This is a genomic window from Pseudomonas sp. V98_8, from assembly GCF_029967975.1.
GTDB classification, from domain to species: Bacteria; Pseudomonadota; Gammaproteobacteria; order Pseudomonadales; family Pseudomonadaceae; genus Aquipseudomonas; species Aquipseudomonas umsongensis.
The window spans coordinates 83,240-102,126 of the sequence record NZ_JASCAE010000086.1 but is presented as its reverse complement, the minus strand read 5'-3'; the positions used below and the strand labels follow the sequence as shown (position 1 = coordinate 102,126).

At 60.4% G+C, this 18,887-nt stretch carries 17 protein-coding genes; 12 read left to right on the top strand and 5 right to left on the bottom strand.

Going from position 1 to position 18,887, the window contains the following annotated elements; genetic code table 11:
- The first annotated feature begins 21 nt into the window (after positions 1-21).
- The 5 genes from QLG10_RS27460 to QLG10_RS27440 all read left to right on the top strand — a co-directional run bounded on the left by QLG10_RS27460 (position 22) and on the right by QLG10_RS27440 (position 4,413).
- A complete protein-coding gene (locus tag QLG10_RS27460) occupies positions 22-567 on the top strand; it encodes a twin-arginine translocation pathway signal protein (RefSeq protein WP_282488343.1) in 546 nt (181 codons plus the stop codon).
- 128 nt (positions 568-695) lie between these two features.
- Positions 696-2,291 (top strand): GMC family oxidoreductase, encoded by a 1,596-nt coding sequence (locus QLG10_RS27455; protein ID WP_282488342.1) that lies wholly within the window; start codon positions 696-698, stop codon positions 2,289-2,291.
- Between the two features lie 142 nt (positions 2,292-2,433).
- Complete coding sequence (locus QLG10_RS27450) at positions 2,434-3,312, top strand: SDR family NAD(P)-dependent oxidoreductase (protein ID WP_282488341.1); 879 nt, start codon at positions 2,434-2,436, stop codon at positions 3,310-3,312.
- Positions 3,313-3,500: 188 nt separating this feature from the next.
- Positions 3,501-3,980 (top strand): pantetheine-phosphate adenylyltransferase, encoded by a 480-nt coding sequence (gene coaD, locus QLG10_RS27445; RefSeq protein ID WP_008065062.1) that lies wholly within the window; start codon positions 3,501-3,503, stop codon positions 3,978-3,980.
- A 181-nt stretch (positions 3,981-4,161) separates the two neighbouring features.
- Positions 4,162-4,413: a YfhL family 4Fe-4S dicluster ferredoxin gene (locus tag QLG10_RS27440; protein ID WP_003195146.1), complete on the top strand. Its 252-nt coding sequence runs from the start codon at positions 4,162-4,164 to the stop codon at positions 4,411-4,413.
- 78 nt (positions 4,414-4,491) lie between these two features.
- Here the strand turns inward: QLG10_RS27440 and mutM are convergent, their stop codons facing one another.
- The gene (gene mutM, locus QLG10_RS27435; protein WP_188263429.1) at positions 4,492-5,304 is read right to left on the bottom strand and encodes a bifunctional DNA-formamidopyrimidine glycosylase/DNA-(apurinic or apyrimidinic site) lyase; all 813 of its coding nucleotides are present in this window, start codon (positions 5,302-5,304) and stop codon (positions 4,492-4,494) included.
- Between the two features lie 42 nt (positions 5,305-5,346).
- Positions 5,347-6,162, bottom strand: a complete 816-nt coding sequence (locus tag QLG10_RS27430; protein ID WP_177411623.1) for an HDOD domain-containing protein — start codon at positions 6,160-6,162, stop codon at positions 5,347-5,349.
- 207 nt (positions 6,163-6,369) lie between these two features.
- Between QLG10_RS27430 and QLG10_RS27425 the strand changes: the two genes are divergently transcribed.
- From QLG10_RS27425 to ilvD, 4 genes are all read left to right on the top strand, one after another.
- A complete protein-coding gene (locus QLG10_RS27425) occupies positions 6,370-6,909 on the top strand; it encodes a type 1 glutamine amidotransferase domain-containing protein (protein ID WP_282488340.1) in 540 nt (179 codons plus the stop codon).
- Positions 6,910-7,080: 171 nt separating this feature from the next.
- Positions 7,081-8,277, top strand: a complete 1,197-nt coding sequence (locus QLG10_RS27420; protein ID WP_110750229.1) for a class I SAM-dependent rRNA methyltransferase — start codon at positions 7,081-7,083, stop codon at positions 8,275-8,277.
- A 205-nt stretch (positions 8,278-8,482) separates the two neighbouring features.
- Entirely contained in the window at positions 8,483-9,532 is a 1,050-nt protein-coding gene (locus QLG10_RS27415) for an MFS transporter (protein WP_282488339.1), read from the top strand.
- 218 nt (positions 9,533-9,750) lie between these two features.
- Positions 9,751-11,592: a dihydroxy-acid dehydratase gene (gene ilvD, locus QLG10_RS27410; protein ID WP_020797344.1), complete on the top strand. Its 1,842-nt coding sequence runs from the start codon at positions 9,751-9,753 to the stop codon at positions 11,590-11,592.
- A 358-nt stretch (positions 11,593-11,950) separates the two neighbouring features.
- Here the strand turns inward: ilvD and QLG10_RS27405 are convergent, their stop codons facing one another.
- A complete protein-coding gene (locus QLG10_RS27405) occupies positions 11,951-13,006 on the bottom strand; it encodes a haloacid dehalogenase-like hydrolase (protein WP_110750225.1) in 1,056 nt (351 codons plus the stop codon).
- Between the two features lie 240 nt (positions 13,007-13,246).
- Here QLG10_RS27405 and QLG10_RS27400 point away from each other — a divergent pair, with 240 nt between their 5' ends.
- On the top strand, positions 13,247-14,638 hold the full coding sequence (locus QLG10_RS27400; protein WP_020797341.1) for an L-cystine transporter: 1,392 nt from the start codon (positions 13,247-13,249) through the stop codon (positions 14,636-14,638).
- Positions 14,639-14,742: 104 nt separating this feature from the next.
- Here QLG10_RS27400 and QLG10_RS27395 read toward each other — a convergent pair whose 3' ends face one another.
- Entirely contained in the window at positions 14,743-15,255 is a 513-nt protein-coding gene (locus tag QLG10_RS27395; protein ID WP_188263427.1) for a dihydrofolate reductase, read from the bottom strand.
- An 85-nt stretch (positions 15,256-15,340) separates the two neighbouring features.
- Between QLG10_RS27395 and QLG10_RS27390 the strand changes: the two genes are divergently transcribed.
- Together QLG10_RS27390 and QLG10_RS27385 are read left to right on the top strand one after the other, a co-directional pair.
- Positions 15,341-16,711 (top strand): DUF2868 domain-containing protein, encoded by a 1,371-nt coding sequence (locus QLG10_RS27390; protein ID WP_282488338.1) that lies wholly within the window; start codon positions 15,341-15,343, stop codon positions 16,709-16,711.
- Positions 16,704-18,080, top strand: coding sequence for a GTPase/DUF3482 domain-containing protein (locus tag QLG10_RS27385; protein ID WP_110750215.1), 1,377 nt, complete (start codon positions 16,704-16,706; stop codon positions 18,078-18,080). The genes QLG10_RS27390 and QLG10_RS27385 overlap by 8 nt, the downstream gene beginning before the upstream one ends.
- 106 nt (positions 18,081-18,186) lie before the next feature.
- Here QLG10_RS27385 and QLG10_RS27380 read toward each other — a convergent pair whose 3' ends face one another.
- Positions 18,187-18,744, bottom strand: coding sequence for a phosphonate degradation HD-domain oxygenase (locus QLG10_RS27380; RefSeq protein WP_282488337.1), 558 nt, complete (start codon positions 18,742-18,744; stop codon positions 18,187-18,189).
- Between the last annotated feature and the right edge of the window lie 143 nt (positions 18,745-18,887).

The following is an 18,887-nucleotide window of genomic DNA, read 5'->3' as shown; positions in this document are numbered from 1 at the left end:
CACCGCCGGGTAATAACAATAATGCACCCAAGCCTGTCCGAAACACCCGCGCTGTCGCGGCGCGGCCTGCTCAAATTCAGCCTCGGCGCCAGCGCCTTTCTTGCCACTGCCGGGTTGGGGGCCGGCCTCAGTGGCTGCTCATCGAGCGTGCCTGCCAGTGGCTTCACGGCACTGCGCAATAGCGACCTGCTGTTTCTACGAGCCCTGGTCCCGGCGATGCTCGACGGTGCAGTCACGACCGCAAGCATGCCGGACGCTGTCGAGGGCACCCTGAAAAGCCTCGATTACAACCTCGATCACCTGTCCCCGGAAATGCTCAAGCTCACTCGACAATTGTTCGATGTGCTGGGTATGGCCGTGACTCGCGGGCCGCTGACCGGGATCTGGGGCAGCTGGGAAAACGCCAGTGCCGAGGATATCCAGCACTTCCTCGATCGCTGGGAAAACAGCTCGTTGGGCCTGCTGCGCATGGGCCACAGTTCTTTGCTGCAACTGGTGATGATGGCCTGGTATGGGCGCAAGGAATCCTGGGCGCATTGCGGGTATCCGGGGCCACCAGCGGTTTGAGACCGCGTCGACGCTTTCGCGAGCAGGCTCGCTCCCACAGAGATAGCGTCCCCATGTGGGAACGAGCCTGCTCGCGAAGGCGCCAGCTGCTTCACCACTTCATCCAACAATAAAAAGAGAACCCGAAGATGCCCGTACCCGACCCGTTCCGCGAAGGCATGGCCCGCGGCTGGAAAACCCATGACGGCTCGCAACTGACCCAGGACCTGACCCTCGAAGCGGATGTGGCGATCATCGGCAGCGGTGCCGGTGGCGGGACCACGGCCGAAATCCTCAGTGCGGCCGGCTACAAAGTGCTGCTGATCGAGGAAGGCCCGCTCAAGACCAGCAGTGACTTCAAGTTGCTCGAAGACCAGGCCTACGCCAGCCTTTACCAGGAAGGCATCGGCCGCATGAGCAAGGATGGCGCGATCACCATCCTCCAGGGCCGGGCGGTGGGCGGCACCACGCTGATCAATTGGACCTCCAGTTTCCGCACGCCGGAGCCGACCCTGGAACACTGGGCCAAGGAACACGACGTAAAGGGACACTCCCCTGCTGAAATGGCGCCCTGGTTCGTAAAAATGGAACAGCGCTTGGGCGTCGCCCCGTGGATGGTCCCGCCCAACGCGAACAACGATGTGATCCGCAAGGGCTGCGAAAACCTCGGTTACAGCTGGCATGTCATCCCGCGCAATGTGCGCGGCTGCTGGAACCTCGGCTACTGCGGCATGGGCTGCCCGACCAACGCCAAGCAATCGATGATGGTCACGACTATTCCGGCCACCCTGGAAAACGGCGGCGAACTGCTCTATCTGGCCCGAGCGGAAAAACTCATCATCAGCGGCGAGACCGTTACCGGGCTGCACTGCGTGGCGATGGACGAGCGCTGTGTCGAGCCCACCGGACGCAGTATCAGGGTCAAGGCCAGGCATTACGTATTGGCCGGCGGCGGAATCAATAGCCCGGCGCTGCTGCTGCGCTCCGACGCGCCCGACCCGCACAAGCGGCTGGGCACACGCACCTTTTTGCATCTGGTGAACATGTCCGCCGGCTTGTTCGACGAAGTCATCAACCCGTTCTATGGCGCGCCACAGTCGATCTACTCCGACCACTTCCAATGGCAGGATGGCACCACCGGCAAGATTGGTTACAAACTGGAGGTTCCGCCGCTGCACCCGGCGCTGGCCGCCACCCTGCTGGGCGGCTTCGGCCAGGAAAATGCACGGCACATGGCTGACCTGCCGCACACTCACGCCATGCTGGCGTTGCTGCGCGACGGATTCCACCCGGACAGTCCCGGTGGCAGCGTTCAACTGCGCAGCGACGGTACGCCGGCGCTCGACTACCAGGTTTCACCCTACGTCTGGGACGGTTTGCGCCGGGCTTTCCACAGCATGGCCGAGATCCAGTTTGCCGGGGGCGCCAAGGCCGTAATGCCAATGCACGCCGACGCTCGATACGTGAAAACGTTTGGCGAAGCGCGCACGCTGATCGACGGTTTGAGCCTTGAGCTATATCGGACACGCCTGGGCAGCGCCCATGTGATGGGCGGATGTGCCATGGGCGAAAATCCGAAAAGTGCCGTCACCGACAGCCTCGGCCGGCATCATCAACTGGCCAATCTATCGATTCATGACGGCTCGCTGTTCCCCACCAGCATTGGCGCGAACCCACAGCTGTCGGTCTACGGGCTGACGGCACAACTGGCAACTGCCTTGGCCGAACGATTGAAAAGCACTTGAATCCCCAGAACCCGCGTAGCTGACCTGTTATTTCTGACAGTAGATCAATCAGGTCGTGAGGCGTAGCTTCGAAAAATACCGGCCAACGGCCTTCGCGCCATGTCGGGCAAAGAATACTTTCGAACACGCGGAGCGCCACGACATGAATCCGGACTTCAGCACGCTAGACGGCCAAATTGCGGTAGTTACCGGAGCCGGCCGAGGCATCGGTGAAGTGATCGCCCGGACGTTGGCGCACGCAGGCGCCACCGTCGTATTAATGGGGCGTTCGGCAGTGCATCTGGACGCTACAGTGCAGAAAATCCACGACAGCGGCGGCCGGGCATCAAGCATGACGCTGGATGTGACCGACGCCGCCGCGGTAAAACGGCGCTTCGAACAAATCACCGAACAGTTTCACACCATTGACCTGTTGGTGAACAACGCCGGCAACATGGGACCATTGGGTAAAACCTGGGAAGTGGAGCCAACGCAATGGTGGAACACGCTTGAGACGCATCTGCTCGGCAGCTTTCTTTGCGCCAGCGCGGCGCTCAAAGTGATGGCCCGAAACCGTCGGGGGCGCATCATTAATATTGTCAGCCACGCAGGCGTCTATCGCTGGCCGGCAGCGTCCGCTTACTCAGTCGCCAAGGCGGCAATGATCAAATTCACCGAGAACGTCGCCGTGGAAGCCAAATCCACTCAGGTCAAGCTGTTCTCGCTGCATCCGGGCATCGTCATCGGAGCAGGGCTGGTCAGCGAGTTGAGCGAACACCCAAAGGTCCCGGGCTCCGACCTTGCCAATCTGCTGGACTGGGTAGAACAACAACGACAGGCCGGCCACTCGGTCGCCCCGTCGGCCTGCGCGCACCGCGTACTTGAACTGGCCACCGGACACTTCGATGCCCTCAACGGCCGCTACCTCACGGCGCATGACAACTTGTCGGTTCTACTGGCACAGGCGCCCCAAATTCAACGCAGCGACGCTCTGACGCTACGTTTGAAGCCTATTGATTTCAACGATCCCACTGACCTATGAACATTTGTCGATCGCGGGTTTTTAGGGGGCTACGGCAGTGTATTTGGCAGCAAACCGAGAAAAAGACGGGGGAAGGATTGGCATATTTCCATCGTCTATAGTGCTTTCTTACCCAACAGGCGACTTGGCCGACCGGTTAGGCTGCGATACCATCCGAATCCCCAACGCACTCCCGCCAGGACGACGCGATGAACCGAGTGTTGTACCCAGGTACCTTCGACCCTATTACCAAGGGCCATGGCGATCTGGTCGAACGCGCCTCGCGCCTGTTCGATCACGTGATCATTGCCGTCGCCGCCAGCCCGAAGAAAAACCCGTTGTTTCCCCTGGAACAGCGTGTGGAGCTGGCCCGCGAAGTCACCAAACATCTGCCGAACGTTGAAGTGGTCGGTTTCTCGACGCTGCTGGCGCATTTTGCCAAAGAGACGAACGCCAATGTGTTCCTGCGTGGCTTGCGCGCAGTGTCAGACTTCGAATACGAATTCCAGCTGGCCAACATGAACCGCCAGTTGGCCCCGGATGTGGAAAGCCTGTTCCTTACCCCATCCGAGCGTTATTCGTTCATTTCCTCGACGCTGGTTCGTGAAATCGCAGCCTTGGGCGGTGATATCACCAAGTTCGTACACCCGATAGTGGCGGACGCCCTCACACAGCGCTTCAAGAAATAATCCTGATCCGTAGGAGCGAGCTTGCTGGCGCTCAATACAACGCGGTGCACCTGATGCACCGCCTTCGCCAGCAAGCCGGCTCCTGCAGTACGTCGTAGTTGCGTGCACCGCAGACGCCAATGCGGCACAATTAGCGCATTGATTTATTGCGCCCGGGCCTGCCGCCCCGGCTGGAGTTAGCATGTCCCTGATCATCACCGACGATTGCATCAACTGCGACGTCTGCGAACCTGAGTGCCCCAACGCCGCCATTTCCCAGGGCGAAGAAATCTATGTGATCGACCCGAACCTGTGCACTCAGTGTGTCGGCCACTACGACGAACCCCAGTGCCAGCAGGTCTGCCCGGTAGATTGCATTCCTCTGGACGAAGCCCATCCAGAGACTGAAGAGCAGTTGATGGAGAAGTACCGCAAGATTACCGGGAAGGCTTGAAAGATCGCAGCCTCCGGCAGCTCCTACAGAGATCGCATTCCCCTGTAGGAGCTGCCGAAGGCTGCGATCTTTTGCTTTTCAGGTCTGACACCGCGGGCAAAAGACGCTGGCGCGCTGTCCGAGTTTCACTTCCCGCAGGCCCGTCCCACAGACTTTGCAGTGCTCACCGCCGCGGCCGTAAACGAACAGCTCCTGCTGGAAGTAGCCCGGCTGCCCGTCCCCGCCGATAAAGTCGCGCAATGTGGTGCCGCCGCGCTCGATGGCAGCCGCCAGGATGCGCTTGATCTCGATCGCCAGCTTCAAGTACCGCGCCCGGGAGATACTCTTGGCTTCGCGACGTGGGTCGATACCGGCGGCGAACAACGCTTCGGTCGCATAGATATTGCCAACGCCAACCACCACCGCGTTGTCCATGATGAACGGCTTGACCGCCATCGAGCGCCCGCGGGACAGCTGGAACAGCCGCTCGCCATCGAACAGGTCGGTCAACGGCTCCGGTCCCAGGCGAATCAACAGCTCATGATTGAGCGGATCGAGGCTCCACAGCATCGCACCGAACCGTCGCGGGTCGGTGTAGCGCAAGGCCAGGCCCGATTCCAGTTCGATATCCACATGCTCATGCTTGGCCGCCGGCAAGCCGGCTTCCACCAGGCGCAAATTTCCCGACATCCCCAAGTGGCTGATCAAGGTGCCGACCTCGGCATTGATCAACAGATACTTGGCGCGCCGCTCCACCAGCACGATGCGCTGACCGGACAAGCGCACATCGAGGTCTTCGGGGATCGGCCAGCGCAGACGGCGATCGCGCACGATCACCCGACTGACACGCTGGCCTTCCAGGTGCGGCGCAATCCCGCGGCGGGTGGTTTCGACTTCTGGGAGTTCAGGCATGGTGCTCTCGGATCAGGCGCTCGGTGAGAAGAGGTTCGCCGTTCAGCGGTGAGTGCCGAGGTCGCGAATCGTTTGCTTGAGGGTTTCGAAATCGTAATCCGAGAGACCCACGTAATCGAGCACCAAATGCCCGATGCTGTTCCACTCGTGGTCTTCGGGCTGGCTGCCCAGCACCCGGTAGGACGCACAAATGTGCTCAGCCATTTTCAGGATCGCCAGCAGGTTCTTCAGGGCGCTATGGCGTGACGACTCGTCGCTGAATATCGCCAGGGCATTGTGATGATTGGCGATCGCGGCAGACACGTGATCCGGCAGGCGCCAGGATTTGGCCGTGTAGTACCCGACCACTGCATGGTTGGTGTTGAATGCCTGGTTCTCGGTGTCCACTACCCGGCATTCGGGGCCGGCGTTGGCATAGGCCTGTTCCAGCACGCTCATATAGTTGGGAAACCGCTGCAGCATCAACGGCACGCCGCAGTCGTGGAACAGTCCCAGGGCATAGGCTTCATCGCCGGCCTGGGCGCCAATGCGCTTGGCCAGGGTCAGGCAGGTCATCGCCACGTCCTGGGCAGTATCCCAGAACCGGTTCAAGGTAACGATGGTGTCATCGTTCATCTCGCCCTTGATCGACTGCGCATTGATCAGGTTGATGATCGAGCGACTGCCCAGCAGATTCACCGCACGCTGGATCGAGGCGATCTTGTTGCTCAGACCGTAATACGGCGAGTTGACGATTTTCAGCAGGGAGCCAGAGAGGCCCGGGTCCTGGGAAATCAGCTTCGCGATCACATCCAGATCCGGGTCGGGCATGTACTGCTCCATCTGCAGATCCACCATGATCTGCGGTTGGGCCGGCACACTGATGCCTTGCAGGGATTGCTGGATTTGTTCGGGCGTCAGCTCTTGGGACATAAGTACACACTCGGGGACAGGCGCAGATTCTACCCTTTATAAAGTTGGATCCGACATACCAGCGAGCACATCGCAGGAACTTTCATTCAAGCCCTGGCTTCGGACTTGATAACGCTCTCGGGCAAATCATTCTCTCAAGTCAGGAGCTTTTTCATGTCCAATTCCCTGAATGGCAAACGCGTTGCGATACTGGTGACCAATGGTTTCGAGCAGGTCGAACTGACCGGACCGAAAGAAGCGCTGGAACAGGTTGGCGCCCAGGTCGACATACTTTCGGCGAAGGAAGGTCAGGTCAAAGGCTGGAACCACGATAAACCGGCGGACGACTTCAAGGTTGACCGGACTTTCCGTTCGGCCAGTATCGAAGAATACGATGCCGTGGTCTTGCCTGGCGGCGTGCAGAATTCCGACACCATCCGCATCGACCAGGATGCCCAACACCTGGTCAAGATGGGCGCTTCTGCCGGCAAGCCGATCGCAGTCATCTGTCATGGCGGTTGGCTGTTGATTTCGGCCGGACTGGTCAACGGCAAGACCATGACCAGCTACAAGACCCTGAAGGATGACCTGGTCAATGCCGGTGCCAATTGGGTCGACAAGGAGGTGGTTACAGATGGAATACTTGTCAGCAGCCGCCAGCCGGATGACATTCCGGCGTTCAATCGTGAGTTGATTGAACTGTTGTCTGCGTAACCGAGAATCGCCATCGCGGGCAAGCCACGCTCCCACAGGATTAAGTTGAAATACAATCCTGTGAACGACGCAAAACCTGTGGGAGCGCGGCTTGCTCCACGTTTCATCGCCCGCAGAACCGTCCCGAGACTGAACACGCTATACTCCCGCTCTTTTTTCCGGAGCGACGTCATGTCCCTGCCTAGCCTGCGCCTCAAAGCCAATGCCGACCGTCGCCTGCGCAACGGCCACTTGTGGGTCTACAGCAACGAAATCGATGTAGCCGCTACACCTTTGCACGGTTTCAAGGCCGGCGACCAGGCGATCCTCGAAGCCGCCGGTGGCAAGCCGCTGGGCATCGTCGCCATGAGCCCGAACAACCTGATCTGCGCGCGCCTGCTGTCGCGCGACATCAAGCTGCCTCTCGACAAGTCGCTGCTGGTGCATCGCCTGAACGTAGCCCTGTCGCTGCGCGAGCGCCTGTTCGACAAGCCGTTCTATCGCCTGGTCTACGGCGATTCCGACTTGCTGCCAGGCCTGGTGGTCGACCGTTTCGGCGACATCCTGGTGGTGCAGATCGCCTCGGCGACCATGGAAGCCCATAAAGACGACGTGATCGCAGCGCTGACCCAGGTGCTCAAGCCAAGCGGCATCCTGTTCAAGAACGACTCCGCCGCTCGAGATGCGGAAGGCCTCAACCGCTATGTCGAAACCGTCTTCGGCCTGGTGCCGGAATGGGTTGCGCTGGAAGAGAACGGGGTGAAATTCGAAGCACCGGTCATCCAGGGCCAGAAAACCGGCTGGTTCTACGACCACCGCATGAACCGCGCACGCCTGGCACCCTACGCCAAGGGCAAGCGCGTGCTCGACCTGTACAGCTACATCGGCGGCTGGGGTGTGCAAGCGGCTGCGTTCGGCGCCAGCGAAGTGTTCTGCGTCGACGCCTCGAACTTCGCCCTCGACGGCGTCGAGCGCAATGCCGCGCTGAACGGCTTTGCCGAGAAAATGACCTGCATCGAAGGCGACGTCTTCGATGCCCTGAAAGAGCTCAAGGCCAGCGAAGAGCGCTTCGATGTCATCGTGGCCGACCCGCCCGCCTTCATCAAACGCAAGAAAGACATGAAAAACGGCGAAGGCGCCTACCGCCGCCTGAACGAACAAGCCATGCGCCTGCTCACCAAGGACGGCATCCTGTTCAGCGCCTCCTGCTCGATGCACCTGCCGGAAGATGACCTGCAAAACATCCTGCTGACCAGCGCCCGCCACCTGGATCGCAATATCCAGATGCTCGAGCGTGGCGGCCAGGGCCCGGATCATCCAGTGCACCCGGCCATCCCGGAAACCCGCTACATCAAGAGCATCACCTGCCGGTTGCTGCCAAACAGCTAACCCAAATCCCTTGTAGGAGCGAGCTATGCTCGCGATGGGCGTCAACGATTACGCGGGAAGCCTGACACCCCGCGGCGTTTTCGAGCTTTTCGCGAGCATACTCACTCCTACAAGAGATTCAGAACTGTCCTACGCCTCCTGCAATTGACTTCCCCCCACATCAAGTCGACTCTCGACCGTCCCTCACGGATCGAGCGCGTTGTTGATGAGCCCCTCCCCGCACACCTCAAAAAAATCGTCGCTCATCCTGCTGTTGATGACCATGACGCTATTGGGCGTATTTCCGCTGGACGTCGTCCTGCCGTCTTTTCCCGCCCTGTCTGACTACTTCCAGACCTCAGCGTCCGACATTGCCCTTTCTGTCAGCCTGTTCGCCATCGGCCTGGGGATATCCGTGGTGCTGGTCGGACCGCTGTCGGATTTATGGGGGCGCAGGCAGCTTCTACTGATCGGTATCGCCATCTCGGTAATCGGTGCAGCGGGCTGCGTGATGACTCCGGATTACGGCTGGTTCCTGGTGTTTCGCGTTGTCCAGGCAGTTGGCTGCGGTTCCTTCGTGCTATCGCAGGCGCTGATTCAGGATCTATTCGTCGGCAGGGAACAGGAGCGCCTGAGAATCTGGATGACCACCGCAGGCGGCGTCTTCATTTCCCTATCACCACTACTGGGAACATGGCTGCAATTACATCTGGGCTGGGAGGGCAGCTTCTATGTCTTTATCGGGCTGGCGGTCATTGTCTGGATAAAGGCTGGCGTGTTGCTCAAGGAAACCCCGCGCATTCGCGACCCGGCCCCCAGTCGTTTATTCAGTGCCTACTGGCACCTGTGCTCCGACCCACGCTTCATGGGCTATTGGCTGATTTCCGCCCTCGCCTTCGCCTGCCATTTCTCGTTCATCGTCATCTCGCCGATCATTTTCATGGAGCGCCTGGCACTTACGCCCTACGAATTCGCCTGGGTCATGTTGCTGTACGGTGCCGCCTACATAGTTGGCGGGATAGTCGCCAGCGTTCTGCATCGGCACCTGCAGGCCAATACACAGATCATCGTCGGCCTGGGGCTGATCGCGCTATCGGGGTTGGTCATGCTGTGGCTGGCCAGCCAGTTCGGGCTCACTGCCACAGCCGTGCTGATACCGATGCTGATTTGTACCGCTGGCACTACGATTGCCCGCCCCATTGCCAGCAGCGCTCTCAGGTTTTTCGCGAGCATGCTCGCTCCTACAGGGGCTGTCCGTGCGTCTTGTGGATGCTGACTGCATGCGTGCAGGCATTCCCTCCAGCCGCCAGCCGTGTAGAATCGCGAACATTCATCGCCAGTCATCCCCGGCGGGTTTATGAGCTCAAGCTGAAGCGCGCGGCGATCCCGCAAAGTTATCGGCAACTTCCGGACACCCGGCCATTTCTGAGTGTTCCAGACGTCAATAGAAGCTCACTTCCCTTTTGATACCTGATTAGCCGCCCGGAGTGCTTCATGCCTGATTACCGCTCGAAAACATCCACCCATGGCCGCAACATGGCCGGCGCCCGCGCACTGTGGCGCGCAACGGGGATGAAAGATGACGACTTCAAGAAGCCGATCATCGCCATTGCCAACTCGTTTACCCAGTTCGTGCCGGGCCACGTGCACCTGAAAGATCTGGGGCAACTGGTCGCCCGCGAAATCGAACGCGCTGGCGGCGTGGCAAAAGAATTCAACACCATCGCCGTCGACGACGGCATCGCCATGGGCCACGACGGCATGCTCTATTCGCTGCCGAGCCGCGAGATCATCGCCGACTCCGTCGAGTACATGGTCAATGCCCACTGCGCCGACGCCATCGTCTGCATTTCCAACTGCGACAAGATCACTCCTGGCATGTTGATGGCGTCCCTGCGCCTGAACATCCCGGTGATCTTCGTGTCCGGCGGCCCAATGGAAGCCGGCAAGACCAAGCTGGCCAGCCACGGTCTCGACCTGGTCGACGCCATGGTGATCGCCGCCGACTCCAGCGCTTCTGACGAGAAGGTTGCCGAGTACGAGCGTAGCGCCTGCCCTACCTGCGGTTCGTGCTCCGGCATGTTCACCGCCAACTCGATGAACTGCCTGGTCGAAGCCCTGGGCCTGGCACTGCCGGGCAACGGTTCGACCCTGGCCACCCACAGCGACCGCGAGCAGTTGTTCCTGCAGGCCGGCCGCACCATCGTCGAGCTGTGCAAGCGTTACTACGGCGAGAACGATGAGTCGGTGTTGCCGCGCAACATCGCCAACTTCCAGGCGTTCGAAAACGCCATGACCCTGGACATCGCCATGGGCGGTTCCACCAACACCATCCTGCACTTGCTGGCCGCGGCCCAGGAAGCCGAGATCGATTTCGACCTGCGCGACATCGACCGCCTGTCCCGTCACGTGCCGCAACTGTGCAAGGTCGCGCCGAACATCCAGAAATACCACATGGAAGACGTGCACCGCGCCGGCGGGATCTTCAGCATCCTCGGCTCGCTGGCCCGTGGCGGCCTGCTGCACACCCAGCTGCCGACCGTGCACAGCCGCAGCATGGAAGAAGCCATCGCCAAGTGGGACATCACCCAGACCAACGACGAAGCGGTGCATCACTTCTTCAAGGCGGGTCCTGCGGGCATCCCGACGCAAACCGCGTTCAGCCAGTCGACCCGTTGGGATACCCTGGACGACGACCGTGAAAACGGCTGCATCCGCAGCGTCGAGCACGCCTACTCGCAAGAAGGCGGCCTGGCCGTTCTCTACGGCAACATCGCCCTGGACGGCTGCGTGGTGAAAACCGCCGGTGTCGACGAATCGATCCACGTGTTCGAAGGCAACGCGAAGATCTTCGAAAGCCAGGACAGCGCCGTACGCGGCATCCTCGCTGACGAAGTGAAGGAAGGCGACATCGTCATCATTCGCTACGAAGGCCCGAAAGGCGGCCCCGGCATGCAGGAAATGCTCTACCCGACTTCGTACCTGAAATCCAAAGGCCTGGGCAAAGCCTGCGCCCTGCTCACCGACGGCCGCTTCTCCGGCGGCACCTCAGGCCTGTCCATCGGCCACGCTTCGCCTGAAGCGGCTGCCGGTGGCGCCATCGGCCTGGTGCAGGACGGCGACAAAGTGCTGATCGACATTCCGAACCGCTCGATCAACCTGTTGGTCAGCGACGAAGAACTGGCCGCGCGCCGCGTCGAGCAGGACAAGAAAGGCTGGAAACCGGTGGAAGTGCGTCCACGTAAAGTGACCACTGCCTTGAAAGCCTACGCCCTGCTGGCGACCAGTGCCGACAAGGGTGCTGTGCGTAACAAGGCGATGCTTGATGGGCTGTAAGGCTTAAGCGTTGAAGGAAAAATACCCCGCCAAGTGCGGGGTATTTTTTTGTTTCTGATCTGATCGTTCCCATGCGTGGGAACGATCAATCGTAGTCCCTTACGCAAGAACGTGCAGGTTTCGACTGTAGGAAGAAGTGGATCGATCAGAGGCTTTCATTGTACCGACTGGCTCATCGCGAGCAGGCTCGCTCCCACAATGGATCAGCTTTGCACACTGGATTGGAGGACAACACCAATCAAACTATGGGAGCGAGCCTGCTCGCGATGGATTTAAGGACACCGCGTCAAATCAGAACGCACGTGTCATCGTTAACGACCATCGCGAGCATGCTCGCTCCTACAGTGAATCAAAGTCCTTACTGAATCTCTTGCGGTGTGACGACCACCCAATTTTTGTCCGCCGTCACCGGCAGCCCTTCCTTGGCCTGGGCCGCGGCGTTCTTGGCCATCATGCCTTGGATCTGGGTCATGTACTTGTCCTTGCGGTTGACCCACAGGTGGATGCCGCCCTTGGCCACGTCAACGCCGTGGAACAGCATGTAGCCGTCGCTGGTCGGGGTATCGCCACCGACCAGTACCGGTTTTTTCCACTCATCGATGTAGGTCAGGATCGCCGCGTGCTTGCCGGCCATCCAAGTCGCCGGGGTCCACAGGTATGGCGTCAGTTCCAGGCCGAGGTTGGCCTTCTCGTCATATTTGCCAGCGGTGATCTGCTTGCGTGCGGTGGTCAATTCGCCGGTCTTCTGGTCCTTGAGCAGCATCGACACGCCGATCACGTTCTGCGGTTTGACGTTGTAGCCGTACTTCGGATCGGCCGCGACCATGCGCACCAGCTCTTCCGAGGCGGCGGTCATCACATAGACCTCGATGCCATTCTCCATCAGCTTGTTGTAGAGCTCTTGCTGGCCGGTGAAGATTTTCGGCGGGTTGACGTCGAGTTTCTTGACCACGTCGCCTTCGTAATAGGTGGCGGGCACCGGTTTGCCGGAGGCCATCAACTCATCCACGTAGCCCTTGAGCTCCTGGAGGGTGAAACCGGAGAACACCTGGGCGACCCATGGATAGCAAACCATGTCGTCGACTTCGCAGAGACGGTAGTAGTAGCTGAACAGGCTTTCCTTGTGGTCGGCGGTGTCCTTGAACGGCATCAGTTTCAGGGAGGGGTCGAGTTTGTCGCGGGTGATCAGGCCTTTGTTTTCCATGAACGGCAGCAACGACTCTTCGAGGTCGTAGCGGTAACTGGTGTTGTCCATGTCGAACACCGCGTAGTTACCTTTGTTGGCATTGGCGGCAATCATGGCATCCAGTGCCTTGGCCTGATCGGCGGGCCAGTGTTTCAGATCCGTGGCGAATACCTGGCCGGCGAGGCCAAGGCAAAGAGCTGCAGCCAGTAATTTCGGTGCGAACTTCATCCTCATATCTCCCTGATTGAAAGACATCGACGCTAACAAATACCTGTGACAGTCCTCATCCGTCAGCGACCGTCAACGTACCTTTCGCGCCAGTCACATTCTCAAAAGCGACATGCGCTTATTCCAAAAACGACACTTTCAAGACGTTTTTGATATTAAATCATTAGATTTCAAGCTGTTAGGCTTGCCGGTTCGCAACTGCCCCGGAAGGCAGTTCGCACCTGTCTAATGGGAGTTCCAATGAATCTGCCGCTGATTCTCAATCTGCTGGTGTTCCTCGCCCTGCTGCTGGGCTTGGCACAAACCCGCCACACAACATTTAGCCTGGCGAAAAAAGTCCTGCTCGCACTGGTGCTGGGCGTGGTGTTCGGTGTGGCGTTGCACACTGTCTACGGTGCCGGCAACCCGGTGTTGAAAGCCTCGATCGGCTGGTTCGATCTGGTGGGCAACGGTTACGTGCAGCTGCTGCAAATGATCGTGATCCCGCTGGTGTTTGCTTCGATCCTCAGCGCCGTGGCCCGTCTGCACAATGCCTCGTCGTTGGGCAAAATCAGCTTCCTGACCATTGGCACGCTGCTGTTCACCACCGCCATAGCGGCGTTGATCGGCATCGGCCTGACCAACCTGTTCGGCCTGACCGCCGAGGGCCTGGTGGCCGGCACCCAGGAAATGGCGCGCCTGCAAACCATCCAGAGCGACTATGCCGGCAAGGTCGCCGACCTGAATGTGCCGCAGTTGCTGCTGTCGTTCATTCCGCAAAACCCGTTCGCCGACCTGGCGCGGGCCAAGCCGACGTCGATCATCAGCGTGGTGATCTTTGCCGCGTTCCTCGGGGTTGCAGCGCTGCAACTGCTGAAGGATGACGTGGAAAAAGGTCGGAAAGTGATCAATGCCATCGACACCCTGCAAGCCTGGGTGATGCGTCTGGTGCGCCTGGTGATGAAGCTGACCCCCTACGGTGTGTTGGCGCTGATGACCAAAGTGGTCGCTGGCTCCAACCTGCAAGACATCATCAAGCTCGGCAGTTTCGTGGTGGTGTCCTACATCGGCCTGGGCTTGATGTTTGTGGTGCATGGCGTGCTGGTGTCTGCCGCCGGGATCAACCCGTTGAGGTTCTTCCGCAAGATCTGGCCGGTGCTTACGTTTGCCTTCACCAGCCGTTCGAGCGCTGCAACGATCCCGTTGAGCATCGAAGCACAAACCAGCCGCCTGGGTATCCCGCAATCCATCGCCAGCTTCGCCGCCTCGTTCGGCGCGACCATTGGCCAGAACGGGTGCGCCGGATTGTATCCGGCGATGTTGGCGGTGATGGTGGCGCCGACCGTTGGCATCAACCCGCTGGACCCGCTGTGGATCGCGACGCTGGTGGCAATTGTTACGTTGAGTTCGGCGGGTGTGGCTGGCGTTGGCGGTGGCGCGACGTTTGCCGCGTTGATCGTGCTGCCGGCGATGGGCTTGCCGGTGTCATTGGTGGCGTTGCTGATTTCGGTCGAGCCGCTGATTGATATGGGGCGCACGGCGTTGAATGTCAGTGGTTCGATCACGGCCGGGGCGATTACCAGCCAGGTGATGCAGCAGACGGATAAAGAATTGCTGGATGCGGATGAGCATTCTGAGTTGGCTCACGCTTAAGTCTTTCAGCGGCTGAGCGGGCCTCTTCGCGAGCAGGCTCGCTCCCACACTGGATCTGTGAGCGACACAAACCCATTGTGGGAGCGAGCCTGCTCGCGAAGCTCTTAGCCTTTCTCCCAAACTTCGAAGTTGTATGCCGGCTTGTCATCCACAGCCGGGTTTTCGATGTTGGACACCAGCTTCCACTGCCCCGAATCAAACTCCGGAAACCACGCATCCCCTTCCGGGCTCAGTGCCACACGGGTCAGGTACAGCCGATCTGCCTGCGCCAACCCCTGCGCATACAACTGCGCCCCGCCGATCAGCATCAGCTCATCGACGCCCTGCTCTTTGGCCCATTCTTCAGCGCGAACCACGGCCGCCTCCAGCGAGGGGTAGACCTCCGCGCCTTCGAGCACCAGATCCGCCTGACGACTGACCACGATGTTCAAGCGACCTGGCAATGGGCGACCGAGGGAATCCCAGGTCTTGCGCCCCATGATGATCGGCTTGCCCAGGGTGGTGGCCTTGAAGTATTTGAAGTCCCCCGGCAGGTGCCAGGGCATGCTGTTGTCGATGCCGATCACGCGGTTTTCACCGAGGGCTGCGATCAGGCTGAGGGGGAGTGATTTAGTCATGCCGGCGAGGATACCAGAGCCGCGCTTACCCGGATAAGCGCCACAGCGGTTATGCTCACAGTTCAATTAAGCGACGGGATGCCGCGTGACTGAACTGAATAATCTCTGGCTGACAGAAACCATCCGCCTGCGCGAAGAACATGCCGGCCCCCTGGAAGATCTGGAAGCCAATCGGCTGGCCCGCAGCGCCGGCGGCGATCTGCCGGCACGCATTCAACGTCGCGCCCTGTGGCTGGCCGAACGCGATGGCTTGAGCGAGGCACTCAAACACTGGCTGCAGGGCGCACGATTGGCGCTGATCGTATTGGCGGTGCTGGCCGTGATCAGCGGCGCCGGCTTGGCCTTTGCCGCGATGGGCGACGGCCTGCACCCGGTGAATGTGTTCTGGGCGCTGGGCAGTCTGCTCGGGATCAACCTGATCCTATTGTTGAGCTGGGCCTTGGGCCTGGTGTTTGCTGGCGAACACGGCGCCAGCCTCGGCCGCTTGTGGTTGTGGCTAAGCGAAAAACTCGCCCGGGACGCCAAGGCCGCACAACTGGCGCCGGCCCTGCTGCTGTTGCTGCAACGCCAGAAACTCAATCGCTGGGCCATCGGTGTTGTGGTCAATGGCCTGTGGTTGTTGGCGATGCTCAGTGCCTTGGTGATTCTGCTGACGTTGATGGCAACCCGGCGCTACGGCTTCGTTTGGGAAACCACGATCCTCAGTGCCGACACATTCATTGCCGTGACCCAGGCCCTGGGTGCGCTCCCAGCCTTGCTTGGTTTCAGTGTGCCGACTGAACAGATGATCCGCGCCAGTGGCGACGCTGCACTGAATATCGAAAGCGCCCGTCAGGCCTGGGCTGCTTGGCTGGTGGGCGTACTGCTGGTCTACGGCGTCGTGCCGCGCCTGCTGCTTGCAGTGTTTTGCCTGTGGCGCTGGAAAACCGGCAGGTCTGCCTTACGCCTGGACTTGAACCTGCCCGGCTATGCGCAACTGCGCGAACGCCTGATGCCTACCAGTGAACGCCTGGGTGTCAGCGATGCCGCACCGGCTCAACTTCATCGAGTGGAAAGCGGCGTCAGTGAACAACAAAGCGATGGCGCGCTATTGGTCGCGATCGAATTGGACGACGACCGCCCGTGGCCGCCACAACTGCCCAAGAACGTCAGCAACGCCGGCATCCTCGACAGCCGCGAATCGCGACACAAACTCCTCGAACAACTGAGCCGCTTTCCGCCTGCGCGCCTGGCAATCGCTTGCGATCCACGGCGCTCGCCGGATCGCGGCAGCCTGGCACTGATTGCCGAACTGGCCCGCAGCGCCAGCGCGACCCGCATCTGGTTGCTGCAAGCGCCGCCGGGTGAAGCGCTGGATGCCGAACGCCTCGGCGATTGGCACGTGGCGCTGCAACAGCTTGAGCTGCCGTTCGCCGATTGCGCACCGATGAACTGGCTGGAGACGGGCCATGACTGACACCAGGAAGCAGCCTCTGAAACTCGCGGTTGTCGGCCACACCAACGTCGGCAAAACCTCGTTGTTGCGCACCCTGACTCGTGATGTCGGTTTCGGCGAAGTGTCCCACCGCCCCAGCACCACGCGGCACGTCGAAGGCGCGCGACTGTCGGTGGATGGCGAACCTTTGCTTGATCTGTACGACACACCCGGACTGGAAGACGCCATCGCCCTGCTCGATTACCTCGAACGCCTGGAGCGCCCCGGCGAGCGGCTGGACGGCCCGGCACGGCTGGCACGTTTTCTTGAGGGCAGCGAAGCACGGCAGCGCTTCGAACAGGAAGCCAAGGTGTTGCGCCAGTTGCTGGCGTCGGACGCCGGGCTCTATGTGATCGACGCCCGGGAACCGGTTCTCGCCAAGTATCGCGATGAGCTGGAAGTGCTGGCCAGTTGTGGCAAACCGCTGCTGCCGGTGCTGAATTTTGTCAGCAGCGACAACCACCGTGAGCCGGCGTGGCGTGAAGCGCTGGCGCGTTTGGGTTTGCATGCGCTGGTGCGCTTCGACAGCGTCGCACCGCCGGAGGATGGCGAACGCCGGCTTTATGAAAGCCTCGCGCTGCTGCTGGAAAATGCCCGGCCGCAACTGCAACGACTGATCGCCGACCAGCAAGCCCAGCGCCTGGCCCGCGAGCAAAGCGCGGCTCGCTTGATCGCCGAGCTCTTGATCGATTGCGCAGCCTGCCGACGCAGTGTGGTCAGCGATGCTGAGCAAGAGCGGCAAGCGATCAACGAACTGCGCAAAGCCGTGCGACAGCGAGAGCAGCGCTGCGTCGAGTCCCTGCTCAGGCTTTATGCCTTCCGCCTGCAGGACGCCACAGCGAGTGATTTGCCGCTGCTCGACGGTCGTTGGGGCGATGACCTGTTCAATCCGGAGACCCTCAAGCAACTGGGCGTGCGGGTCGGAGGAGGCATCGCCGCGGGTGCTGCCGCCGGCGCCGGCGTCGATCTACTGGTCGGCGGTATTACCTTGGGTGCGGCCGCACTGGCCGGTGCCATCGCCGGCGGCGCCCTGCAAACCGCCCGCAGTTATGGCAGCCGCTTGCTCGGCAAGCTCAAGGGCCAGCGAGAGCTGACGGTCGATGACAATGTGCTGCGACTGTTGGCCCTGCGCCAGCGCCAACTGCTGCAAGCGCTCAATGCCCGCGGGCACGCCGCAATGGACAGCATTCAGCTGGCTACACCCCAGGACAAGAGCTGGCGCGAAGGCAAACTCCCCGAAGCCTTGAACAAGGCCCGGGCGCATCCACAGTGGTCGTCGCTCAACGCACATGCGAAGTTGAATCAGGCGGAGCGGCAAGAGCAAATCGAAGAACTGGCGCAGCAACTGTAGGAGCGAGCCTGCTCGCGATGAATCTGAGAGCGTCGCGGGGTGTCAGGCTGCCAGCGTTATCGTTGACGTCCATCGCGAGCAGGCTCGCTCCTACAGTTGACCCGTTTTAAGCGGCGAGCAATCGCAACGCCTTATCCTTCAAAAGACCCAGGTCCATGACCGGCACCTGCATCTCCTTGGCCTGCTCATCCCACTGGCGCATGCGCAAACTGACTTCACACAAAGGGTCCTGCTCAAAAGCTTGCGCCTCGGCTTCCGTCATCACCCCGCCCTGATACTCCAGTGTCCGGCGACTGGCCTCGCTCAAGCGCTCGTAGTACCCCGGCTCCTTGAGCGTCAGATAACGCTTGGCCTGCACGTGATACTCCACCAACCGCGCCATGCGTTCGCTGAAACCAACACTGCGCAGGTAATCGGCGCCCAGCCGTTCATGGCTGACCACACCAAAGCCGCCCATGTTCTCGGCGCCCTCGGCGCAGATGTGCCCGATGTCGTGGAAAAAAGCGGCGAGCACCACTTCGTCATCAAAGCCCTCGGCCATCGCGCACTGCGCCGCCTGGGACATGTGCTCGATCTGCGACACCGGCTCGCCGATGTAGTCGGCATCGCCGAAGCGCTCGTAGAGGGCGAAAACCTTGGCGACTGCTTGTTCGTTTGGGCACATCAGAAGTCTCGCGATGAAGTGGATTGGCGTTGAATAGTAGACCGTCTTCGCGAGCAGGCTCGCTCCCACAGATTTTCGGGTGAGACACAAACTCTGTGAACACCAACGATCCTGGTGGGAGCGAGCCTGCTCGCGAAGAGGCC

Excerpts from the sequence above, each read along its gene's own strand:
- QLG10_RS27405 (WP_110750225.1), bottom strand. The coding sequence starts at position 13,006 with ATGAAGTTCGCACCGAAATTACTGGCTGCAGCTCTTTGCCTTGGCCTC.
- QLG10_RS27460 (WP_282488343.1), top strand. The coding sequence starts at position 22 with ATGCACCCAAGCCTGTCCGAAACACCCGCGCTGTCGCGGCGCGGCCTG.
- QLG10_RS27385 (WP_110750215.1), top strand. The coding sequence starts at position 16,704 with ATGACTGACACCAGGAAGCAGCCTCTGAAACTCGCGGTTGTCGGCCAC.
- ilvD (WP_020797344.1), top strand. The coding sequence starts at position 9,751 with ATGCCTGATTACCGCTCGAAAACATCCACCCATGGCCGCAACATGGCC.
- QLG10_RS27380 (WP_282488337.1), bottom strand. The coding sequence starts at position 18,744 with ATGTGCCCAAACGAACAAGCAGTCGCCAAGGTTTTCGCCCTCTACGAG.
- QLG10_RS27395 (WP_188263427.1), bottom strand. The coding sequence starts at position 15,255 with ATGACTAAATCACTCCCCCTCAGCCTGATCGCAGCCCTCGGTGAAAAC.
- QLG10_RS27425 (WP_282488340.1), top strand. The coding sequence starts at position 6,370 with ATGTCCAATTCCCTGAATGGCAAACGCGTTGCGATACTGGTGACCAAT.
- coaD (WP_008065062.1), top strand. The coding sequence starts at position 3,501 with ATGAACCGAGTGTTGTACCCAGGTACCTTCGACCCTATTACCAAGGGC.
- QLG10_RS27455 (WP_282488342.1), top strand. The coding sequence starts at position 696 with ATGCCCGTACCCGACCCGTTCCGCGAAGGCATGGCCCGCGGCTGGAAA.
- QLG10_RS27440 (WP_003195146.1), top strand. The coding sequence starts at position 4,162 with ATGTCCCTGATCATCACCGACGATTGCATCAACTGCGACGTCTGCGAA.
- QLG10_RS27415 (WP_282488339.1), top strand. The coding sequence starts at position 8,483 with ATGAGCCCCTCCCCGCACACCTCAAAAAAATCGTCGCTCATCCTGCTG.
- mutM (WP_188263429.1), bottom strand. The coding sequence starts at position 5,304 with ATGCCTGAACTCCCAGAAGTCGAAACCACCCGCCGCGGGATTGCGCCG.
- QLG10_RS27420 (WP_110750229.1), top strand. The coding sequence starts at position 7,081 with ATGTCCCTGCCTAGCCTGCGCCTCAAAGCCAATGCCGACCGTCGCCTG.
- QLG10_RS27400 (WP_020797341.1), top strand. The coding sequence starts at position 13,247 with ATGAATCTGCCGCTGATTCTCAATCTGCTGGTGTTCCTCGCCCTGCTG.
- QLG10_RS27450 (WP_282488341.1), top strand. The coding sequence starts at position 2,434 with ATGAATCCGGACTTCAGCACGCTAGACGGCCAAATTGCGGTAGTTACC.